Below are 18436 nucleotides of genomic sequence, written 5' to 3'. Positions count from 1 at the left end.
ACATAATTTATGTCACAATTCCGTGAAGATGCACTACTACGCCCACAAGATTTAGAGGCAGTAGACAAGAAAATTTATGAGCCAAAAAAAGAAGAATTAAAGGCTCGTACCATTTTAAACGTCAAAACCGACGTACCTGCAGGTGCTGAAACTTATTCGTATGATGTCATGACGCGATCAGGAGCTGCTAAAATTTTAGCACCAGGAGCAACAGACATCCCACTAGTTGATGCTGATTTAAAACGTCATACAGTCAATATTTATTCCATTGCTACAGCATTCAATATATCCGTACAAGAAATTCGTAATGCACAAATGGCACGTCGTCCCGTTGAGGTGACAAAAGCTGATACTGCACGCAAAGCCATAGCAGAAAAGGAAAACAAACTCGTTTGGATGGGTGACAAGGACCATAATATTTTAGGTGTGGTTAATGCCACTGGCATTCAAGTGCTCGCGGTACCAAACAATGAAGCAGGTACATCAACAAAATGGAAGGACAAAAAAGGTGTCGATATTGTTGAGGACATCAAAAAGGCTAAAAACTTAGTTAATAAGTTACCCGGTCATGAAGCAGATACGCTTTTCGTAGCTGCAGAACAATATGAGCATTTAGAAAAAGTCTACAATGAGCACACAATGCAAACGTGTTTACAGTACATTCAGTCACAAAATTGGTTCAAACGTATTGATTATACATCTGATCTTAATGAACAAGGCACAGGCGGGACAGATTGCTTTTTAGTATTTGATTCCTCACCAGATGTTGTTGAAATGCTTGTATCGATGGATATTACACGTCATCCACAAGAATACAAGTTCCCTAATTATAAGATTCCGCTTGAAGAACGCTGTGGCGGTGCAATTGTCCGCTATCCAATGGCTATTGTGCGTGGGGAGGGTATCTAATGTTAGTACACAACAAAGGTAATTACACACGTATTGCAAATGATGTAAAGGTTATTCCTGGGGCAAATACATTACCAGAAGCTGAATATACAGCTTTTATTACACACCCAATCATTAAAAGCTTGATTAAAAGCGGAGAAATTGTGGTGCCAGAAGGACAAAATACGGCTTCTCTCAAGGATTTAGACGCAGATGAAGCAATTAAACTTGTAAAAGATACGTTTTCTATCGAATTTTTAGAGAAATTTAAAGAGGATGAGAAACGTAAAACAGTTCTAGCAGCTATTGATGCTCAAATTGCTGAAATTCAAGGGAATTAATATGAAAGTGAGGTATGGATCATGCCTGCTTTAACAACAATTGAACGTGTGCGCTTACTAGGAACCGAATTTGAGGCTATTTCTGATATGCGGTTGGAGTTATATATTGAGGATGCTTCTTTGGAAGTGTCCTCTTTAGGCGTTCCAGAGGCACATCATGAGCGTCTTACACGTTATTTAGCTGCACATTTAGCTATTTTATCTGCGGAGCCAAAACAAGCTATTATTCGTGAAAAAGTAGATGTTATTGAGCGCCAATACAGTGATCCAAACAAAAATATTGGGCTATTGGCTTCTAAATACGGTCAAGAATACCAAAGAATTTTAGAAGATTTAGCTGAGCTAGAAAATAAGCCAAAAAAACACTTGAATTTGATGGTGATATAAATGGGAATCCGTATTATTAGCCGGAATAACAATATTCCACGTGTGATTCAGTCATTGAATGATTTGAAAAAGTATGATATCGAAGTAGGGATTTTTGGTAGTTCGGGCGCTGAATACGTCATGATCGCAGGAGTACAAGAATTTGGTATTACTATCCGAAAAGAAAGAGGTTCTATTGTAATTCCTGAACGTTCTTTTTTGAGGTCTACTTTCGATGATAAGAATAACGAATGGTTCAAGTTTATGAGAAAACAGATGGAACATGTTATAAGTGGTCGGATAAACGCTCAAATGTTATGTGAACGTCTTGGTGCCAAAATGGTAGGTGACATTCAGGAAAAACTAACGGAAATAAATAGCCCGCCAAATGCACCTGCTACAATTGCTAAAAAAGGGTCTAGCAACCCTTTGATTGATACAGGAGGGTTGCGTCAAAGGATCACATACAAGGTGGTGAGACGTTAATGCCTGAAAAAATGTTATTTGATTCATTCATTCAATCGCAAGGGGTGCCATTTATTGCCCATATGCAAGGCGAAGGTGACTATGTTGACGGAGAATGGGTTACTGGGCAAGGAATACCTAAGGAAATGACAGGGATTATTTTGCCTCTCAGCAATGACGATTTAAAGTATGCGGAAAACGGCACATTCACAGTGAAAGAAAAGAAACTACTAACCATAGATCAAATACCAGAAGGTACAAAGGTAGAGTACAATGGGCAAAAATATACTCTTCAAGCTTTTAAAGACTATTCCGTATATACAGACGTCAATATATATTTGTTGAGGTGGCGTGAGAAATGAATTTAATGAAATTAATCCGCAACGAGATAGCTACTGATAGGTTTTTAAAAATTATTCGTGCTGACCAGACAGGAGATATACCGACATTACCTTATGTTACTTATAAAATAATTGGTGATCGAAAAGGACGAGGAAGGGAAAATATTTCTCATGTAGATTTGGCAGATTCTTTAATTGAAGAACGGACACAAGAACGCAATTTCACGATTTCATTTAATACGTACGGAACTTCGCATGATAACGCTTTTGAAGTGGCTTCGCAGCTTCGAAAGTGGTTTGAAGGGCGAGGTTCTTTCTTTTTGGATGGATTAGGGGTAGCAGTTGTTAGTATTTCAGAAGTGGGAAATAGAACAACTTTTCTTGTAGATGCCTACGATGAAAAATGGGGATTCGATGTGATTATTCGATACAACGAAACAGAACAATATGAAATTGATTACTTCGATAAAGTCGAATACGAAATAACAATAGAAAGAGAGTGATGGTATGGCTGCATCCGATAAATCACGTTTTGTAGAGGTCAATATTACACGTGAGACCAAGCCAGTTGCAGAGAAAGGTTTTGGATTACCTTTGCTTCTAGCAACAAATAAAGATTTAGATTTCAAGATTTATACAGACATTTCCGAAGTAGCGGAGGATTTTGCAGAAACAACAAAAGAGTATAAATTAGCTACACGTATGTTTGGCCAGTCTCCGAAAATACGAGAGTTAGCTTGTTATGGAACATCATATGTTTCAGGTGCCGATGATGTTATAGCTTTGCCGTCTGCCTTAAACGATCTTGTGAAAACTAATAACGATTGGTTCTATCTTGTATCAGTAGAAAGCGGCGATGCAGAAATCAAGGCATTATGTGAATGGATTTCAACACAAGAGAAAATTTATGGGGTTACAACAAAAAATATTGCGTTAACAGAAGAATTGAAAAATAAATATGAAAATGTTTTAGTGTCAGTGCACGATGATGAACATGCTTACCACGCAGAGGGTTTGATTGCTTATGGTGCTCCACAGGTAATTGGTTCTTTTGTCTTCAGTCATAAGCAAGTCAATGGTGTTAGTGCTGCTAAGTTATCCAATGCAGAAATTAATACAGTGATCGCAAACAATGCCACGACGTGTATAAATGAAATGGGATGGCTGATTAATGCAAGTGGTAAAGCAATTGGTGGAGAATATTTGGATGTTATTCAAGCAGATTATTTCTTACGTGCAAGACTCCGTGAGGATGTATTTCAAAAGCTTGCTAGCGTGAAGAAGATTCCTTATACAGACGCGGGTATTGCACAAATTGTAGCTGTAATGGACAGTCGATTCAAATCGGCTTATCGCCAAGGCATTATTGCAGAAGATGACAACGGCGAACCAGACTATCAAATTACGTTCCCACGCCGTAAAGATATTCCAAAGAACACAATCGCACAACGAATCTTACCAGATATTAATTTCCGTCTAGTGATCGCAGGCGGGGTGGAGAAAGTACAAATTAATGGTGTATTAACACTGTAAGGAGGCTTTTTAAATGACCGTACACAATTTTAAGAATACGCAAGCTGTAGTAGCTGGCAATATTTTGACCGGCTTCGCAGATGGAGACGCAATTTCAGCAGAGCCAAACGAGGATAAGTGGACACAAACTGTCGGTGCGGATGGTAATGTCACATGGAATGAATCAAATAATGAGACTGGTACATTTACATTTAAATTAAAACCTGAATCTGCGTCTGTACCTGTATTGTTGCAGCTTTATAAAAGTGGAGAATCATTTGATGTTATGTTACATGATACAACGTTAAACAAACGTGTGACTGGTGAAGATTGTCGGATTCAAAAGTTGCCTCCATTTACTCGTGCAGAAGAAGTAGAGGCGTTAGAATATGTAATTTTAGCAGCACATTATAAGGAGGACTAAATATTATGGCATTTCAAGCAAAAACAAAAGAATATGAATCTAAAGCTGGCAACAAATACACATTTCAAAATGTAATGAACTCAAAGCAAGCTGAAATCATGGATGAAGGAACAAATGCAGTTGGGAAAGTACTTAATACAAAAATGATGCCTTTGATGCTTCAACATGTTGTTGTTAACCCTTCAGGGCTCACAATGGACGATTTTGAAACTTGGACGGAACTGGAAGAGGTAACGAACGCAGCCTTTTCCTTTCTTCGAACAGGACAATAAAAAAATGAACTTTGCAGGGGTGAAAAACATCCCTGCTCGTTATATAAAAAAAGTGAAAAGTAATTTATGGCCATATATTGTAGCCAAAGAATATGGATTAGATCCACAAAGCGTTATGTCATGGGATAACGAGAGTATTATTGATGCCCTTGCAGCACTAAAGGTGATGGGGGTGATTAAATGAGTAACACATTACGTGATATGTATGTTGGTATTAACTTTCGTGATGAAGCTTCTGCTACCTTACAAGCAATAAATCAAGCTATGGATAACATAGAAAATGAAATATTAGGTGTTGGACAAGGTTTAAATCATACAGCTCAAGGCTTTACTCATTTCGGGCAAACAGGTCATACTGCTTCACAGCTTGTTTCAAGTGGATTAAATAATGCTGAATCAGAAGCTGACCAATTAAATCAAGAAGTACAACATGTTAGCAAAACGTTAAATGGTTTTAAATCAATGATGCGTGGTCTTGTAGGAATTGTTGCAGGTGTTTTTGCTGTTAATAAGGTGAAAGAGTTCGGATTGAGCGCAATCGAGGCAGCCGCAGGTTTCCAAGCTATGAATGCACAGTTTGACCAAGTATTCACTGGAATGCAATCTACAGCAGATGAAAATTTAAATAAAATTGCTAAACAAACCGGAATGTTACCAGAAAGGCTAAAAGGCAGTTTTACTCAAATAGCAGCATTTGCAAAGACGACAGGTGCGGATACTGCTGAAGCACTATCTTTAACCGAACGTGCAACTTTAGCTGCTGCTGATAGTGCAGCATTCTACGACCGATCTATTGAGGAAGTAATTGAAAACATGCAATCATTTTTAAAAGGAAACTTTGAAAATGATGCAGCACTCGGTATTTCAGCTACAGAAACTACACGTAATGCTAAAGCCAACGAACTATATGGTAAGTCGTTCATAAAATTAAATGAATCTCAAAAACAACTAACTTTAATGGCTATGGTTGAAGATGGGAACAAATTATCCGGGGCTTTAGGACAAGCATCACGTGAAGCAGATGCTTATGAAAACCAATTAGGGAATTTAAAGCAATCTTGGACGAATTTAAAAGGGAAAATTGGTGGCCCACTCTTACAACCATTTGTTGATGGTATGGCTTCTACGTCACAGTGGATCGAAAACCTAGATACTGATAAGTTAGTCAGTAAAATAGATCGAGTAGTTTCTTTTGTGGGTACAGCTAAAGATACTTTCATGTCATTGGTTAATGGTTCAGGTAATGTATCCAATTTATGGCAAAACTTCGGTCTACCTAAAGAGACTAGTGATAATATCGCTTCATTTGCAGACACAATGAGTAGTACAGTGGCTGTGGGAATTGACGTTGCAAGTGTTGCCTTCGATGGTTTTAAAACTGGAGTTAGTTGGCTTATACAAAATAAAGAATTAGTAATAGCTGCCACAGCGGGTATTGCGGGTGGTTTTGCTGTAATGAAAACAATCTCATTTGTAAAAACAGCATTAGATTTATTTAAAGCCAGTACAATTGCCTCTACTTTTGCGACCCAAGGCTTTAACGCAGCTTTGAGAGCTAATCCAATAGGAATGGTTGTGACCGCTGTCGGTCTACTAATTTCAGGAGGGATACTGTTATATCAAAATTGGGAGACCGTTAAAACAAAAGCTATACAACTATGGCAAGTTATTGATAACAACCCTATATTATCTTTTTTAGCAGGACCTATAAAAGGGTTGATTTCTGCAGGTATCACAATTTATAAAAATTGGGACACGATAACTAGTAATTTCAATAAATTCAAAAATGCTATCACAAATTTCAAGTTACCCAAATGGGTTTCATCTATAGGTAGCACCATAGGTAAAGCAGCCGGCGCAGTTGGCAATTTTATTAGCGGTTCCCATGCTACAGGTCTTGAACGTGTTCCTTATGATGGCTATGTAGCAGAGTTGCATAAAGATGAATCTGTCTTGACTGCTAATCAATCAAATAAGCTACGTAGAGCAGGGATATTAAGTCAGGGTAGTTCTGGTACACCGGAACTAAACCTTGATAATAGTTCTGAATCGGGTGTAGGAACATTTAATTTAGATAAGAAGGATAGTACTCCAAGTAACAATGGTGGTCATCAATTTATTTTCCATATTACAGGAGATAATCCACTGGATATAGCTCAAAAAGTCCGTGAGGTAATTAGTGAAGTGTTGGGCGAGGAATTACAAATTATGTAGGTGGTGATGGGATGCCGTATATAAAAGATGTATTAATCGATGTTATTACTAAGGTGTCGATGCCAGAATCGTCTACAACGACTGACCATGCGCTTGAAGATGGTGAGCAGATTACAGATCATGTGAAAAGTAACCCTATCACCATCTCATTAACAGGGATTATACTTGATGATACACAGGAAAAAGTGTTAAAGCTTCGGAAATATCGAGAAGCTGGTGAAATCATCGATTTTGATTACATGACGTCATTAAAGCATGTTGTCATAACGGACTTTTCACATGATTATGAAGCAAAAATTAAAGATGGATATGCTTTTACAATGACACTCAAACAAATAAAAGTAGCTAAGGTTGCTAAATTTGTTAGTGTTTCTATTCCTGTTAAAAAACAAACAAAACCGGTTTCGAAAAAAGGTCGTCAACAGACGAAAAAGACACCTACTTCCGCATCAAAAACAAATAAATCAAAATACACGACACCTCCTAAGAGTTCATCTGGTGGTGGTCAAGCTGGATTGGAGGGGCGTAAAAATTGAATGAATACATTGAAATTGATAAAGATGAAATTCCCTATTCTTTTGAGATAGAGCTTGCAGGGGAAGTGTTTGAAATAGAGGTTAACTACAATCAGACATATGATTTTTTCACTGTAGACTTATTTAAAGATGGAGGAGTTCTTGTTATTGGAGAAAAACTTATCATCAATCGCCCTCTATTCGAAAATCGTGTAAATATTGACTTACCTAAAGTACAAATAATTCCTAAAGACCGTGCTAATTCTGCCACTCGTATTACATACGAGAATATGAATGAAACGGTCTTTTTATATGTAGGTGATTCAGATGAGTAATTTATACATGCGTAAAACTACATTTTTAATTAGTGATCGAGAAATTACGGATCCGTTAACTATAAAATTTAGTGTACCATTCGGAGACAATGAAAAAGTAGATACAATTGATATTAGCGTGTATAACCTAAAAGACAGCACTATTAATGCCATTGCTACTAATAAAGCTGCTATTTTAAGTGCTGGCTATGTAGATGACAATGGCGTTATTTTTGCGGGTACACTCAAGAAAAAAGAAACAAAGTGGGAAGGGCTAGACAAAATCACTACTTTTAAGTGCATTGATTGTACTATGGACTATACAAAAACGGTCATCAAACGGACTTATGGCCGTAATACGCATGCCTCTCTTATTTTAAGAGAATTAGCACGTGATGCAGGCCTTGCAATCGGTGATATTGATTTGCCAGTAGATTTTATATATCGTTCAGGGAAAGCACTGAATGGCAAAATTAAATTTTTAGTATCAGAGATTGCAAAAGACTGCAAAGCAAAACTGCATATCAATAAAGGACGTATGTATGTACGTGATCGAGCCAAAGGGGATAAATTAGGGCTAGATATATCAAAAGAAACTGGTCTTATAGATGAACCAGAGGAAATCGAAGAGGAAGTAAAGGACGAGAAAAAGTCCAAAACTAAGAACCCTAAGAAAAAGCTTAAAGGCTACAAAATTAAGGTTTTGTTAAATCATAAAATCACAACAGATGTCATTATCAAACTAACCTCAAGAAAAGTTAATGGGCTTTTCCGTGTATCTAAAGGTGAACATAAGGGCGATACATCCGGCCAAGAATATTATACAGAATGTGAGATTGTGCCAGTATGACGAAAACATCTATGACACAGTTTGTAAGTGAATCAATTGAAGAAAATTTAATGAATATGAATACATGTTTAATATGCGAAGTGCTTGAAGTAGACATGAATTTGTATAAAGCTGATGTCCAACCATTAAATGATCCGGAAGCAACACCTATTTTGGATGTACCGTTTAGTTTTTGGCAAACAGAACAATTTGTCATTCAGATGCCATTCAAAAAAGGTGATATTGTATTAGTTGTTTGCTCACAAGCTGATATTGATCCGTTGATGTTTGGCGGAGGAGAAGCTGCTAGTCGTTCGTTTAGTGCAAATGATGCCTTGATCGTGGGTGGAGTTAATTTCTTCACCAAGCCTTTACAAAATGTACATCCGGATGATGTGTTAATTACTGATAAGCAATTTAAAAATAAAATTCGCATTCAACCAGATGGTGAAATATTCATAGAATCTGATAACAAAATTACAGCTATTGCTCCAACTATTCATTTTAATCCTTAAATGTAGGTGATATTAATGGAAAAACTAGTTGCTAGAGTAACAGATCAGCACACCGGTACTTGCGACCATGGTTTACCATGTTGTCCTCATGGTGTAAGTGGGCCAATCGTAGAAGGAAGCACCAATGTATTTACAAATGGATTATCTCAAGCAAGGGATGGCGATTTAGTACGCCATAATTGCCCCCACTGTGGTATTGGATGGATTAAGGCTAGTTCGGAAACGGTACTTGTAAACGAAAAGAAAATTGCTCGACTTGGTGACACAGTGATTTATCCAGGAGGCAGCGGAAAAATCGTGCAATCTAGCCCAAATGTTTATTCAGGGTAGGAGGAGAGATGTATGCACACGTTTAAGTATAATGACGATGGTGATTGGGTATTCAATGAGCTTGTACATGGTGATGAGCAGCTCATACAGAATTTAAAGCATTTGTTACGCACGGTCGTTGGGGAATGGATGTTCAATAATAATCACGGTTTTAGACGCATAGTCATTGAACAAAAAATACCCAATAAAAAGCAAGTAGTACAAGCCATGCATGATTGCTTATACCAAGAACCACGCGTAGCTGAGGTTTTAAGTGTTGACTATGAGTTTAATCGTATTAAACGACATCTTACAATAAATTTTAGGGTAAGAACTTTAGAAGGAAGAGAGATTGGAGGGGAGGCAAGTGTTAACCAAGTCGGGATTTAAACGGCAAAGAACGGCTGATTATTTGCCAGTGATTGAGGAACAAGCACGGGATTTATATGGGGAGGATGCTGATTTATCAGATCGTACACCCGTTGGTAAAATGATTCACTTGCAGGCCCAACAAAGGGCAGAAGATAATGAGCAACTTGAAATGGTATATAATGCTCGTTTTGTTGATACTTCTGAAGGAGCAACATTAGAAGCTAACGTTAAACGTGCATTAATTACTCGTAAAAGGTGGATTAAAGCTTCTGGAGAGGTCATCGTCAATTTAGACAAAGGAGCAAAGATTAACACCGGTGATTTGTTTCGTACAAAATACAATGTATATTTTAAAGCATTAGATGCTATAGATGCAGTGGAAGATGGCAACTACCGCGTGAATGTTGAGGCGCTTGAATACGGAGCTATAGGCAATGTAGAGACAGGAGATATAAGTATAATTGTGAACCCACAAAGTGGCATCAATTCGGTAACGAATCCAGATGCTTTTTTTAATGGGCAAGATGAAGAAACGGATGCAGAATTGCAGGATCGTTACTATGCATCACTTGGAAAAGTTGGTGCTCGGCGTGTAGAGTCTATCGAAGCAAATGTTCTTGATGAAGTGGAGGGGGTACGAGCTGCAATCACAATTGAAAATGACACTAATGTTGAAGATGCAGAAGGACGCCCGCCACACAGTATTGAAACGGTTGTACTTGGTGGTTTAGATGAAGAGGTAGCAATGGCTATATTCCGTAAAAAGGGCGGTGGTATACGTGCATATGGCTCTACAATATATACATTTACAGATAATCGAGGAATCGTGCATGAAATCGGTTTTACACGGGCTACAACAGTCAGTGTTTACGTAAAGGTATATATCAAAAAAGGTAATCAATTCCCACTAAACGGTGATGATTTGGTCGTTGGACAAGTAGTCAAATACATTGGTGGTACATACGATGGTGTGTTGCATCATGGTGTAGGTATGAGCAAAGATGTCGTTTGTACAAAAGCCGAGGCACGTGTGTTATCTATAGATGGAGTTGAGGATGTCCGTGTAGAGTTTTCAATAGATGGTATTACTTATGAGCCCGATAATGTGGTCATTGCATTTCCCGAAGTTGCAGAAACAGACGAATCCAAAATTGAGGTGTTAAACCTTGTCTAATCAACGATTACAAACTTTATTGGAGCGTATGCCACGACATTTTACTCGAGCAAAAGATAGTAATAACTATAAATTACTTTCGATTATTGCAGAAAATGGTGTTGAAAATTTAGCTATACAGCAAACAATTTTGAAATATTGGGATGTAGATCAGGCAGAGGGATATGGATTAGATCGTTTAGGCAAAGATGAGGGAATTTCTCGTGGGGGTTGGGATGATGAAGAATATCGCAAAATGATTAAAATTCAATGCATTCTCAATCTATCTGAGGGTGATATTGACACTATGAACCAGATTATGGACGCCTATATGGGTAATGATTTCATTGGCTTTGAGGAAGGTTGGAAAGAATTTGAGCCAGCTACTCTATTACTCAACATTCGTGCTTCAGCTAAAACAATACCGGATACATTAGTGAAGCGTATTAAAACAGCAGGGGTAGGCATTTACATTCTTTTAAATGAATTGAACGAATTTATTTTATTACATGCCGGCACATATGCATGGCAGATAAATTATAAAATTTGTAGCCGTTTTAAAACAGCACCAACGCATGGAGCGTTAGGAAAAGAAATTATTAATGTTATTGATGGTATTTACGGTTTTAAAACAAATAGCCGTATTTGTGGTCGATTTAGAGCAGGGGGTACAAGTCAATGAATGAGATACAGCCAATAATGATTGAGTTAGTGCAAAAATATTTAAGTGATATGGTTGCAGGCGCAAAAGTAACTATTGATGGTGTTGTTCATGATAAAGAAATCTATCATACAAGTAATAAGTATGGGTTGAGAAAGTATGTAAAGTTATCGATGGAACAAGGCTTAGTAACTCGTGCTGCATTGGTAGACAACTACGGTCGTGAGTTGTATGTGAAAACCATGAACTACCAAAAAGGCGTTCAAGGGTATGTAATTGCATTTCCTCTACAAATTGAAACAAAGGAAGTGAAAGAAAATGCGTAATCTTATGAATGGTGAAATACCATTAAATTTTAAGAAGAATCCATATGACCGCACCCAATGGCATGATGATGTTACTGACCCAGTAACTAGTGAAGTTATTGAGGATGGAACACCATTCATGTCTGAATATGCAAACAATTTTGAGTGGGGAATTTATAATGCCTATCGCTTTTTAATTGAAATGTATCGTCAGATGGAGCGTATGCGCGTTCAGTTAGAACTTGATGGTCGTGTGCCTGGCAACAGTGGAACTTTTGCTGATGTTTTAGATGGCAGCTCAAACAAAATTAGTTTGGACAAAACACTAACGGATATTATCGAGGCTGTTGAAATGGGCACAACTACTTTAAAAGTGGCTAGTGTGGATGGTTTTAAACCATTTACACAGAGCACTATTTTTGATGACGTGGGAACAGAAGATGTAGTGATTACAGCAATTGGTACAGATACAATTACGGTTCAAGCGCTAAAAAATGCATACAAAAAAGGTGCAAAAGTGGCTCGAAGTAATGTGGCAATCGATACCGCAAATGCTGAAATGGGTGTCGGTGATTGGCAAACGTTCAACGTTGAATTAGTGGAGGTTGTATAAGAATGGTGCAATATTATTATGTCAAATATAATGTGGTTTCAACGCCTACTTATAGTTATAACGTTGCATGGTCCGCAAGTTCCAACAGCGGTTACACTAGTGCTAGTGGTTACACATCGTATAGCATAGACGGATCAGGAAAAATTGTATTAGGTGGTTCATATCTTACAATCCAACAATACACAAGCTACGGTACTGTATACACCGAGTCAGGCAGCGCGCTCATTAGACACACCATCGGCTCGCATGACAATGTAATTTATGAAACGTGGGGAAGTGTTCAGAAAACACAAACAGGCACAACCTACTCAAGAGGCTCGCTAGTACAATCCAACATTGTGGCAGAAGATGGCACATATCCGGCAAACGGACGTCATACGGACGGTTATTGGTATGTCAAAGGGACAGTAGTAAACACAGCACCAACCATGCCAGGAGCATTTACACAACCATCAGGAAATCTCGAAATAGGTGATTCAAAGGTATTTGCTGTAGGGACTGCATCAGATGCAGAAGGTAATCTATCCAAATACATTTGGGAAGCATCTATAAATGGGGGGGCATTTTCAAAGGTTGGGGAAACTACAGCAAACAGTCTTACGTATACTATTCCAACAGCAACTAGCCTTAAAATGCGTGTTAAAGCTGTTGATTCGGCAGGATTAGAAAGTTCATATCGTGAGAGTAGTTTGTATACTGTGCAACCGCCGCAATACTACTACGATAAATATAACGTTGACGCTAAAAGGACTTATCAAGACACCGCGCCATGGGAGTATGTTTACGACGAAGATGTAACGCCTGCACTTTTAAGAAAAGCGTACGGATTTAATCCAGCAACGAATAAGTATTTTCTAGGGGAGTTATGGGGAGACAACGTTTCTATTACCGACCAAGCATTAATATATAACTATGCATTTGACGGTTCGTACGTTGCTCGTTATCAATTACCTTCATTTAGCGGTACAGGTAACACTAGTAACCGTTATACAGGTACAAAAGTATATTTAAAGTATGCTAGTAAAAACACGTATACTACACAAGATGTTCGTGGTTCATTAGTACAAAACGGCATTATCGGGGGCGCCACAGCATACCCGATAGACGGTAAACACACGGACGGTTTTTGGTATGTGAGAAAATCACGCGTTAACCAATCAATTGCTCCACCAAAACCATTCACATCACCAACAACAGGTAAAAAGTTTAAGCCGAATGAGGTTGCTACTATTACTTTTGGAGCTTCAAATGCTTCTAATCTATCACTTTACGAAGTAGATTACAGATACAACACTACAGGTGCATGGACACCATTACCATATAACAATACACTTACTCGTAGCTTAACAATCACTACAGATAAGACACTAAAAACTTTAGAATTAAGAGTACGAGCTAAAGATACAAACAATGTGTATTCTGACTATGTATATTCGGAAGTGTTTGAAATCGAACACAATGTAGCACCGACAGTTTCATTAACTGGTCCTGGAGAAAACACTACTTTGTATGAAAATGACACTTTTACTATCGCAGGTACTGCTTATGATGACGATGCCGATCAGTCGGTAACGGTGTATTACCAAATCAATAGTGAACAAAGGAAAGTCTTAGCAACAAATCTAAGTAAAACTCAAATTACTTTATCCAAACAACTAACCTTTAAAGGTGGGAAGCTGTTTGATGGCGAGGTAGTATTAACAGATACATTAGCAGAAGGTGTACCACACACATTGAAGGTTTGGGCGGTAGATAATGAGGGAGCACAATCTGCAACGATAGAGCGAACATTTTATGTCGTTCCAAACAGAGCCCCACTATTAGCTATCGACGCAGTGGTGCCAAGCGGAATTATTAATACTGATAAATTTAAAATTAGTGGTACTGCATCAGATCAAGACGCTAATTCGAACATTAAAGTAAACTACCGAATTAATGGGGCTAATCCAGTTGAAGTTTACAACGGAGCAGGTGGTGCTTGGGAATTTGAGGTTTCTCTTGCCCAACTCGTAGTCAATGAAAATACAATAATTATTGAAGTAATCGACAATTACGATGCTAAGACAAGTAAAACGATAAAACTCAATAAAAATGAATTGAAAACGCCTATTTTGCAATCTGTAGCGAGGTATAAAATTTCTCCTCCAAAAGGTTCAGCAAGAGGCGTTTTAATATGGGTTCAACGTGACGAGGAATTGGATTTAAAAGTTGAATTATCAATGACATTGGTTGGCGAGCAGGAGCAATATATATTACTTGAAGCAGACCCGGACAACATCGTACCTGTTACTGATGGGATTGTGGAAGATGAATACTACCATGAAACTGTAGAACCAAAGGACAATATCATCCTTAAATTAACCACAACTAGACCCAACATAAATATTGACAATAATGTTTATTTAATTATGGGGGTGGTTGAATAATGCAAAGACGTAGAAGATTACCTGATGGCTCATGGGGTCCGCTTGAAAAAGTGGGTTCAATACCTACTACAGAAGATCAAGTAATGTCTTTAGGTGAACAACTGGCACAAGAAAAAATGAAGAATATACAAAAAGACCTCCTGATTAATAGCTTAGGTTCACAGCTAACCCAAGTAAAATTAGATGTAATTTCAATAATGAAGGGTGGTGGTGAATGATGGAGTTTTGGCAAATCGCTTTTATGTTCAAGTGGGTGACTGCTGAACAATTAAAAATTGCAGTGAAAACTGATACAAATCCGTTTGGTGAGATTACACCAGAACAATACAAAGCTATAACAAAACAAGATTTTGAGACGCAGGCAGAAGCTTAGCGTTATTTTTTATGCCTTCATAGATAGATGTGAGGGCTTTTCAAATTTTTATGTTGAGGTGAGGACAGTGGAGCTTTTAGTAATAACAGGGGCGGGTATAGCTGAAAAAGTGGCCAATAGTTCAAATCCGTGGATTTACTTGTCAATCATATTAATAATCGCGGTTTTGATTGCTGGACGTTACATTTTCAATTATTTAATACAACTAGATCAATCGCATCGTGACGAATCAAAAGAACGGGAAAAAGCATTAATGACACACTTAGAACGTTCTAATGAATCACAAGAAAGGACAGCAAATGCATTAGAAGGAATTCATTCAAGTCTTTCGACATTAGAGGGTCGAGTTGACCGTATTGAAAAACATACTTATAACAAGGAGAGTGCGTAAAATGGATTTAACAAATATTTTTATGATTGCAATCGGAATGGTTGCAATTGTCTTAGCGGTTGCAGAGGTACTTAAAAAGACTTTTAATCTAAATACCCAATACATGCCAATCACATCTGTAGTGATTGGTATTTTTATTGGTTTGGTGTTATGGCCTTTAGCCAGCTACCCACTCTATGTAATGGTGATTGCTGGATTTTTTGCAGGATTAACAGCATCAGGAACATTTGATTTACTAAAAGCAGCTAAAAAAGAAGGTGAGCAGTAATGTCTTATTTAATTGAAAAACGTTTAATGTCTGGATTACCGAATGTACGTTTAGATAGCGCTAAATATGTAATTGCTCATGAGTCTGGCAATCCAAATAATTGTGGACCGAACGCATTAGAAAATGAAATTGCATATATGAACCGAAATAAAGCAAAGGCATTCACTTCCCACTGGGTAGGTGGTGGAGGACGTATCGTGCAAATTGCGCCAGTTAATCGTGTTCAGTATGGTTGTGGTCCAAAAGGGAATCCACTTAGCTACGCACAGGTTGAGTTGGCTCGAACAAATGACAAAGAACAATTTAAAAAAGATTATGCAGCTTATATTTGGCTTTTGAGAGAACTTGCAAAAGAGGCAGGTATACCAGTTGTATTGGATGGGGCAGGTAACGGTATCAAGTCCCATCGATGGATTAATGACAATCTAAAAGGCACAACTCATAGAGATCCTTATGATTATTTAGCGAGTATGGGAATCTCCGAGGCACAATTCAAGCTAGACATTTTAAATGGCTTGGAGGAAGTAAAAAGGGCTCAAATTACAGAAGCTAAAGTTATGTTTAATGATACAAAAACTATTCCAGCTGTGATTATAGATGGTAGGACGCATGTTCAAGTACGTAATATTGCGGATTTGTTAAATTTAAAGCTTGTCTATAACAATGAAAGTAAAATAACAAAATTATACGAAGTAAAATGATAATATCAGCTCTCTTGTAATTCAAAGGCCCATTACCAATTAAGGTAACGGGCTTTTTTATTCTTCAATTGTCTCATCAAAAGTTTTTCTTCCTGGATTTATTTTATTAACATCAACATTTATTTTACTTATTGAATCTTCCGTTAAAGGTATTTTTCCATTATGCTCGATTTTTTTCCACACCTTTACATTACTCCTGTATAGATATTCTGATAAACGATATACATCAGCATCTAGTTTTAGACCTTCTTGATACGTTTCTTTAATTTCCTTTTCTATTTGTTTAGCGATATTTTTTCTCACTTCATCCGTAGTAATTTTCCCTTTAAACCCATTGAGTATTCCTTGTATTTTGATATCAACTTCAAATTGAACTTGATTGTTTTTATTAACAATTGGTTTAACTTCGAGATTTAAATGATCTAAATCGATAGTTAGATAATCCCTTTCACCACCTTCTATTTTAATTGTGACTTCTCCCCGACTTGTCTCTTCATTCATCCATTGATTCCCTCTTGCGGAGGAATCTGTAATAAAACCTTTAACCCCATCTTTTGAGAGAATACCTATGCCAGAAAAAGTGGTTTCCTCCATTTGTTCCTTATCATTTTCCCAATTTTTCATTATTTTCACATAAGGTATACTAACCTCATGGCTTGGTTCATTTAAACCAATAATTAATTCCCTCAAATTTATAGGTTGAACAAATGATAATTGTTTATTAGTACTAAGTGGATTACTTAACTTTGAAGCTGTCATAGAATTTCGCAATATTGGTGTTACTAGCATTAATTCATTAATAGGATCCTTTGTGCAATAGACCCAGATATGATATCTTGTCTCTCGAAAACGAATAAAAGTATCAATAACAGGAATGCTTCGTTCATTTTCCATGGCACGTTCTGAGAATATTAGGTATCTCATATGCCCCCAAAAGATCTCTTGATCAGATGAACGATACAATTTATAAATCGCTTCTTCAATTGTTTTACCTTCAGCATACCCGACTTCAGCAGGTTCAACATCACCGCCCGATTGCTGTGATCTAGCTACATCAGCAAAATTGATAATTTGTAAGTAAACTTTATATTTATCGTCTTCAAAATCTACCCCAACGGCATTGATATAGTACATTCTTTGAGGTTCCGTTACATCCCAACAGCCTGCCAGGAGCAGAGTAGAGGATAAAATAAGAAATAATAATTTATTCATTGTCATTTTTTCGCCTACTTTTATTAATAAAGTGTAACTTTAGTATTCGCCTACAGTTTTGGTTCTAAACTATAAAAAAACACTTTTGTACTAGGGAGGCAAATAACAGTATGTTGATAAAACAGATCGTTAGTTCTATAACGCATCAAACAAACGTTCTTATCAGGAGAAATAAAAATAGCAAAGTCAAAGAAAAAAGATCCAGCTAAAATGGTTGCCGAAAAACTGAAACAACCACCTAAACACCTTGAACGTGACTAGTTTGATCTTGAGGAACTTAGCTATAGTTTAAGTGAAGTGCATTACATTTGATCAGATCCAAAAAGCTTCCTTACTAGACGATGATGATTAAAAGAGAAGATCACTTGGTACTAAACGTGTATATAAAACTTGATATGGCCATCAAATCATTACAGTGTGATTATGACAGCTATTAAAACTTTTGTAGAAGATGAAGTGATGAGATATGTCCTCAAACCGTTGATAAAACAGGATTGAGGACTTTTGGTTGATTTGGTCTTACAACCAAGAATATTAACGAGAGAAATTACCGGCGATAAAGTGTTTCTTTAGGCCAGCCTTGGTAAATTATCAGGTTTATAAATATTATCCTCTGAAGAATCTACACCTCCTACTAATTATTAGAGAATTAAAAA

Annotated in this window: 28 protein-coding genes; 27 read left to right on the top strand and 1 reads right to left on the bottom strand. The window is 37.3% G+C overall.

The window, feature by feature from the left end:
- The first annotated feature begins 9 nt into the window (after positions 1–9).
- From NYE73_RS13860 to NYE73_RS13730, 27 genes are read left to right on the top strand one after another with little or no spacing between them, the layout of a single operon-like run.
- Complete coding sequence (locus tag NYE73_RS13860) at positions 10–909, top strand: DUF2184 domain-containing protein (protein WP_259950317.1); 900 nt, start codon at positions 10–12, stop codon at positions 907–909.
- Positions 909–1229, top strand: a complete 321-nt coding sequence (locus NYE73_RS13855) for a hypothetical protein (protein WP_259419522.1) — start codon at positions 909–911, stop codon at positions 1227–1229. Before NYE73_RS13860 ends, NYE73_RS13855 begins: the two co-directional genes overlap by 1 nt.
- 21 nt (positions 1230–1250) lie before the next feature.
- On the top strand, positions 1251–1616 hold the full coding sequence (locus NYE73_RS13850; RefSeq protein WP_259419521.1) for a DUF4054 domain-containing protein: 366 nt from the start codon (positions 1251–1253) through the stop codon (positions 1614–1616).
- Positions 1617–2081, top strand: a complete 465-nt coding sequence (locus NYE73_RS13845) for a hypothetical protein (protein WP_259950316.1) — start codon at positions 1617–1619, stop codon at positions 2079–2081. It begins immediately after the preceding gene.
- Complete coding sequence (locus NYE73_RS13840) at positions 2081–2422, top strand: hypothetical protein (RefSeq protein WP_259950315.1); 342 nt, start codon at positions 2081–2083, stop codon at positions 2420–2422. The genes NYE73_RS13845 and NYE73_RS13840 overlap by 1 nt, the downstream gene beginning before the upstream one ends.
- Positions 2419–2904, top strand: a complete 486-nt coding sequence (locus NYE73_RS13835; protein WP_259950314.1) for a phage neck terminator protein — start codon at positions 2419–2421, stop codon at positions 2902–2904. Before NYE73_RS13840 ends, NYE73_RS13835 begins: the two co-directional genes overlap by 4 nt.
- A 4-nt stretch (positions 2905–2908) precedes the next feature.
- A complete protein-coding gene (locus tag NYE73_RS13830; RefSeq protein WP_259950312.1) occupies positions 2909–3934 on the top strand; it encodes a DUF3383 domain-containing protein in 1026 nt (341 codons plus the stop codon).
- A 13-nt stretch (positions 3935–3947) separates the two neighbouring features.
- Positions 3948–4337: a DUF3277 family protein gene (locus NYE73_RS13825; RefSeq protein ID WP_259950310.1), complete on the top strand. Its 390-nt coding sequence runs from the start codon at positions 3948–3950 to the stop codon at positions 4335–4337.
- 5 nt (positions 4338–4342) lie between these two features.
- Positions 4343–4609: a hypothetical protein gene (locus NYE73_RS13820; RefSeq protein ID WP_259950308.1), complete on the top strand. Its 267-nt coding sequence runs from the start codon at positions 4343–4345 to the stop codon at positions 4607–4609.
- Between the two features lie 4 nt (positions 4610–4613).
- On the top strand, positions 4614–4793 hold the full coding sequence (locus NYE73_RS13815; protein ID WP_259950306.1) for a hypothetical protein: 180 nt from the start codon (positions 4614–4616) through the stop codon (positions 4791–4793).
- Positions 4790–6823 (top strand): hypothetical protein, encoded by a 2034-nt coding sequence (locus NYE73_RS13810; protein ID WP_259950304.1) that lies wholly within the window; start codon positions 4790–4792, stop codon positions 6821–6823. The genes NYE73_RS13815 and NYE73_RS13810 overlap by 4 nt, the downstream gene beginning before the upstream one ends.
- A gap of 11 nt (positions 6824–6834) precedes the next feature.
- A complete protein-coding gene (locus tag NYE73_RS13805) occupies positions 6835–7359 on the top strand; it encodes a phage baseplate protein (RefSeq protein ID WP_257522273.1) in 525 nt (174 codons plus the stop codon).
- Positions 7356–7673, top strand: a complete 318-nt coding sequence (locus NYE73_RS13800; RefSeq protein ID WP_257522272.1) for a phage baseplate plug family protein — start codon at positions 7356–7358, stop codon at positions 7671–7673. The genes NYE73_RS13805 and NYE73_RS13800 overlap by 4 nt, the downstream gene beginning before the upstream one ends.
- Before the next feature lie 7 nt (positions 7674–7680).
- Complete coding sequence (locus NYE73_RS13795; protein WP_259419512.1) at positions 7681–8502, top strand: phage protein; 822 nt, start codon at positions 7681–7683, stop codon at positions 8500–8502.
- Positions 8499–8996 (top strand): Gp138 family membrane-puncturing spike protein, encoded by a 498-nt coding sequence (locus NYE73_RS13790; protein WP_259419511.1) that lies wholly within the window; start codon positions 8499–8501, stop codon positions 8994–8996. Before NYE73_RS13795 ends, NYE73_RS13790 begins: the two co-directional genes overlap by 4 nt.
- 15 nt (positions 8997–9011) lie before the next feature.
- A complete protein-coding gene (locus tag NYE73_RS13785; protein WP_259950301.1) occupies positions 9012–9326 on the top strand; it encodes a PAAR domain-containing protein in 315 nt (104 codons plus the stop codon).
- 12 nt (positions 9327–9338) lie between these two features.
- Complete coding sequence (locus NYE73_RS13780) at positions 9339–9695, top strand: hypothetical protein (RefSeq protein ID WP_259950300.1); 357 nt, start codon at positions 9339–9341, stop codon at positions 9693–9695.
- Positions 9673–10851 carry a baseplate J/gp47 family protein gene (locus NYE73_RS13775; protein ID WP_259950299.1) on the top strand — a complete coding sequence of 393 codons (1179 nt, stop codon included), beginning with the start codon at positions 9673–9675 and terminating at the stop codon, positions 10849–10851. The genes NYE73_RS13780 and NYE73_RS13775 overlap by 23 nt, the downstream gene beginning before the upstream one ends.
- Positions 10844–11512: a DUF2612 domain-containing protein gene (locus tag NYE73_RS13770; protein WP_259419507.1), complete on the top strand. Its 669-nt coding sequence runs from the start codon at positions 10844–10846 to the stop codon at positions 11510–11512. Before NYE73_RS13775 ends, NYE73_RS13770 begins: the two co-directional genes overlap by 8 nt.
- Entirely contained in the window at positions 11509–11817 is a 309-nt protein-coding gene (locus NYE73_RS13765) for a hypothetical protein (protein WP_259419506.1), read from the top strand. The genes NYE73_RS13770 and NYE73_RS13765 overlap by 4 nt, the downstream gene beginning before the upstream one ends.
- The gene (locus NYE73_RS13760; RefSeq protein WP_259950297.1) at positions 11810–12409 is read left to right on the top strand and encodes a hypothetical protein; all 600 of its coding nucleotides are present in this window, start codon (positions 11810–11812) and stop codon (positions 12407–12409) included. Before NYE73_RS13765 ends, NYE73_RS13760 begins: the two co-directional genes overlap by 8 nt.
- Before the next feature lie 2 nt (positions 12410–12411).
- The gene (locus NYE73_RS13755; RefSeq protein WP_259950295.1) at positions 12412–14835 is read left to right on the top strand and encodes an Ig-like domain-containing protein; all 2424 of its coding nucleotides are present in this window, start codon (positions 12412–12414) and stop codon (positions 14833–14835) included.
- A complete protein-coding gene (locus tag NYE73_RS13750; protein WP_259950293.1) occupies positions 14835–15053 on the top strand; it encodes an XkdW family protein in 219 nt (72 codons plus the stop codon). The genes NYE73_RS13755 and NYE73_RS13750 overlap by 1 nt, the downstream gene beginning before the upstream one ends.
- On the top strand, positions 15053–15208 hold the full coding sequence (locus NYE73_RS13745; RefSeq protein ID WP_259950439.1) for an XkdX family protein: 156 nt from the start codon (positions 15053–15055) through the stop codon (positions 15206–15208). Before NYE73_RS13750 ends, NYE73_RS13745 begins: the two co-directional genes overlap by 1 nt.
- 58 nt (positions 15209–15266) lie before the next feature.
- Positions 15267–15599, top strand: coding sequence for a hypothetical protein (locus NYE73_RS13740; protein ID WP_259956375.1), 333 nt, complete (start codon positions 15267–15269; stop codon positions 15597–15599).
- A 1-nt stretch (position 15600) separates the two neighbouring features.
- Positions 15601–15867: a holin gene (locus tag NYE73_RS13735; RefSeq protein WP_036079338.1), complete on the top strand. Its 267-nt coding sequence runs from the start codon at positions 15601–15603 to the stop codon at positions 15865–15867.
- Entirely contained in the window at positions 15867–16568 is a 702-nt protein-coding gene (locus NYE73_RS13730; RefSeq protein ID WP_259950292.1) for a peptidoglycan recognition protein family protein, read from the top strand. Before NYE73_RS13735 ends, NYE73_RS13730 begins: the two co-directional genes overlap by 1 nt.
- Before the next feature lie 57 nt (positions 16569–16625).
- Here the strand turns inward: NYE73_RS13730 and NYE73_RS13725 are convergent, their stop codons facing one another.
- Positions 16626–17786, bottom strand: coding sequence for a Ger(x)C family spore germination protein (locus NYE73_RS13725; RefSeq protein ID WP_259950291.1), 1161 nt, complete (start codon positions 17784–17786; stop codon positions 16626–16628).
- Between the last annotated feature and the right edge of the window lie 650 nt (positions 17787–18436).

Source organism: Lysinibacillus sp. FSL K6-0102 (assembly GCF_038003545.1).
Taxonomy (GTDB): Bacteria; Bacillota; Bacilli; order Bacillales_A; family Planococcaceae; genus Lysinibacillus; species Lysinibacillus capsici.
This window is presented reverse-complemented; position numbering and strand designations above follow the sequence as displayed.

Excerpts from the sequence above, each read along its gene's own strand:
- NYE73_RS13860 (WP_259950317.1), top strand. The coding sequence starts at position 10 with ATGTCACAATTCCGTGAAGATGCACTACTACGCCCACAAGATTTAGAG.
- NYE73_RS13855 (WP_259419522.1), top strand. The coding sequence starts at position 909 with ATGTTAGTACACAACAAAGGTAATTACACACGTATTGCAAATGATGTA.
- NYE73_RS13850 (WP_259419521.1), top strand. The coding sequence starts at position 1,251 with ATGCCTGCTTTAACAACAATTGAACGTGTGCGCTTACTAGGAACCGAA.
- NYE73_RS13845 (WP_259950316.1), top strand. The coding sequence starts at position 1,617 with ATGGGAATCCGTATTATTAGCCGGAATAACAATATTCCACGTGTGATT.
- NYE73_RS13840 (WP_259950315.1), top strand. The coding sequence starts at position 2,081 with ATGCCTGAAAAAATGTTATTTGATTCATTCATTCAATCGCAAGGGGTG.
- NYE73_RS13835 (WP_259950314.1), top strand. The coding sequence starts at position 2,419 with ATGAATTTAATGAAATTAATCCGCAACGAGATAGCTACTGATAGGTTT.
- NYE73_RS13830 (WP_259950312.1), top strand. The coding sequence starts at position 2,909 with ATGGCTGCATCCGATAAATCACGTTTTGTAGAGGTCAATATTACACGT.
- NYE73_RS13825 (WP_259950310.1), top strand. The coding sequence starts at position 3,948 with ATGACCGTACACAATTTTAAGAATACGCAAGCTGTAGTAGCTGGCAAT.
- NYE73_RS13820 (WP_259950308.1), top strand. The coding sequence starts at position 4,343 with ATGGCATTTCAAGCAAAAACAAAAGAATATGAATCTAAAGCTGGCAAC.
- NYE73_RS13815 (WP_259950306.1), top strand. The coding sequence starts at position 4,614 with ATGAACTTTGCAGGGGTGAAAAACATCCCTGCTCGTTATATAAAAAAA.
- NYE73_RS13810 (WP_259950304.1), top strand. The coding sequence starts at position 4,790 with ATGAGTAACACATTACGTGATATGTATGTTGGTATTAACTTTCGTGAT.
- NYE73_RS13805 (WP_257522273.1), top strand. The coding sequence starts at position 6,835 with ATGCCGTATATAAAAGATGTATTAATCGATGTTATTACTAAGGTGTCG.
- NYE73_RS13795 (WP_259419512.1), top strand. The coding sequence starts at position 7,681 with ATGCGTAAAACTACATTTTTAATTAGTGATCGAGAAATTACGGATCCG.
- NYE73_RS13790 (WP_259419511.1), top strand. The coding sequence starts at position 8,499 with ATGACGAAAACATCTATGACACAGTTTGTAAGTGAATCAATTGAAGAA.
- NYE73_RS13785 (WP_259950301.1), top strand. The coding sequence starts at position 9,012 with ATGGAAAAACTAGTTGCTAGAGTAACAGATCAGCACACCGGTACTTGC.
- NYE73_RS13780 (WP_259950300.1), top strand. The coding sequence starts at position 9,339 with ATGCACACGTTTAAGTATAATGACGATGGTGATTGGGTATTCAATGAG.
- NYE73_RS13765 (WP_259419506.1), top strand. The coding sequence starts at position 11,509 with ATGAATGAGATACAGCCAATAATGATTGAGTTAGTGCAAAAATATTTA.
- NYE73_RS13760 (WP_259950297.1), top strand. The coding sequence starts at position 11,810 with ATGCGTAATCTTATGAATGGTGAAATACCATTAAATTTTAAGAAGAAT.
- NYE73_RS13755 (WP_259950295.1), top strand. The coding sequence starts at position 12,412 with ATGGTGCAATATTATTATGTCAAATATAATGTGGTTTCAACGCCTACT.
- NYE73_RS13750 (WP_259950293.1), top strand. The coding sequence starts at position 14,835 with ATGCAAAGACGTAGAAGATTACCTGATGGCTCATGGGGTCCGCTTGAA.
- NYE73_RS13745 (WP_259950439.1), top strand. The coding sequence starts at position 15,053 with ATGGAGTTTTGGCAAATCGCTTTTATGTTCAAGTGGGTGACTGCTGAA.
- NYE73_RS13735 (WP_036079338.1), top strand. The coding sequence starts at position 15,601 with ATGGATTTAACAAATATTTTTATGATTGCAATCGGAATGGTTGCAATT.
- NYE73_RS13730 (WP_259950292.1), top strand. The coding sequence starts at position 15,867 with ATGTCTTATTTAATTGAAAAACGTTTAATGTCTGGATTACCGAATGTA.
- NYE73_RS13725 (WP_259950291.1), bottom strand. The coding sequence starts at position 17,786 with ATGACAATGAATAAATTATTATTTCTTATTTTATCCTCTACTCTGCTC.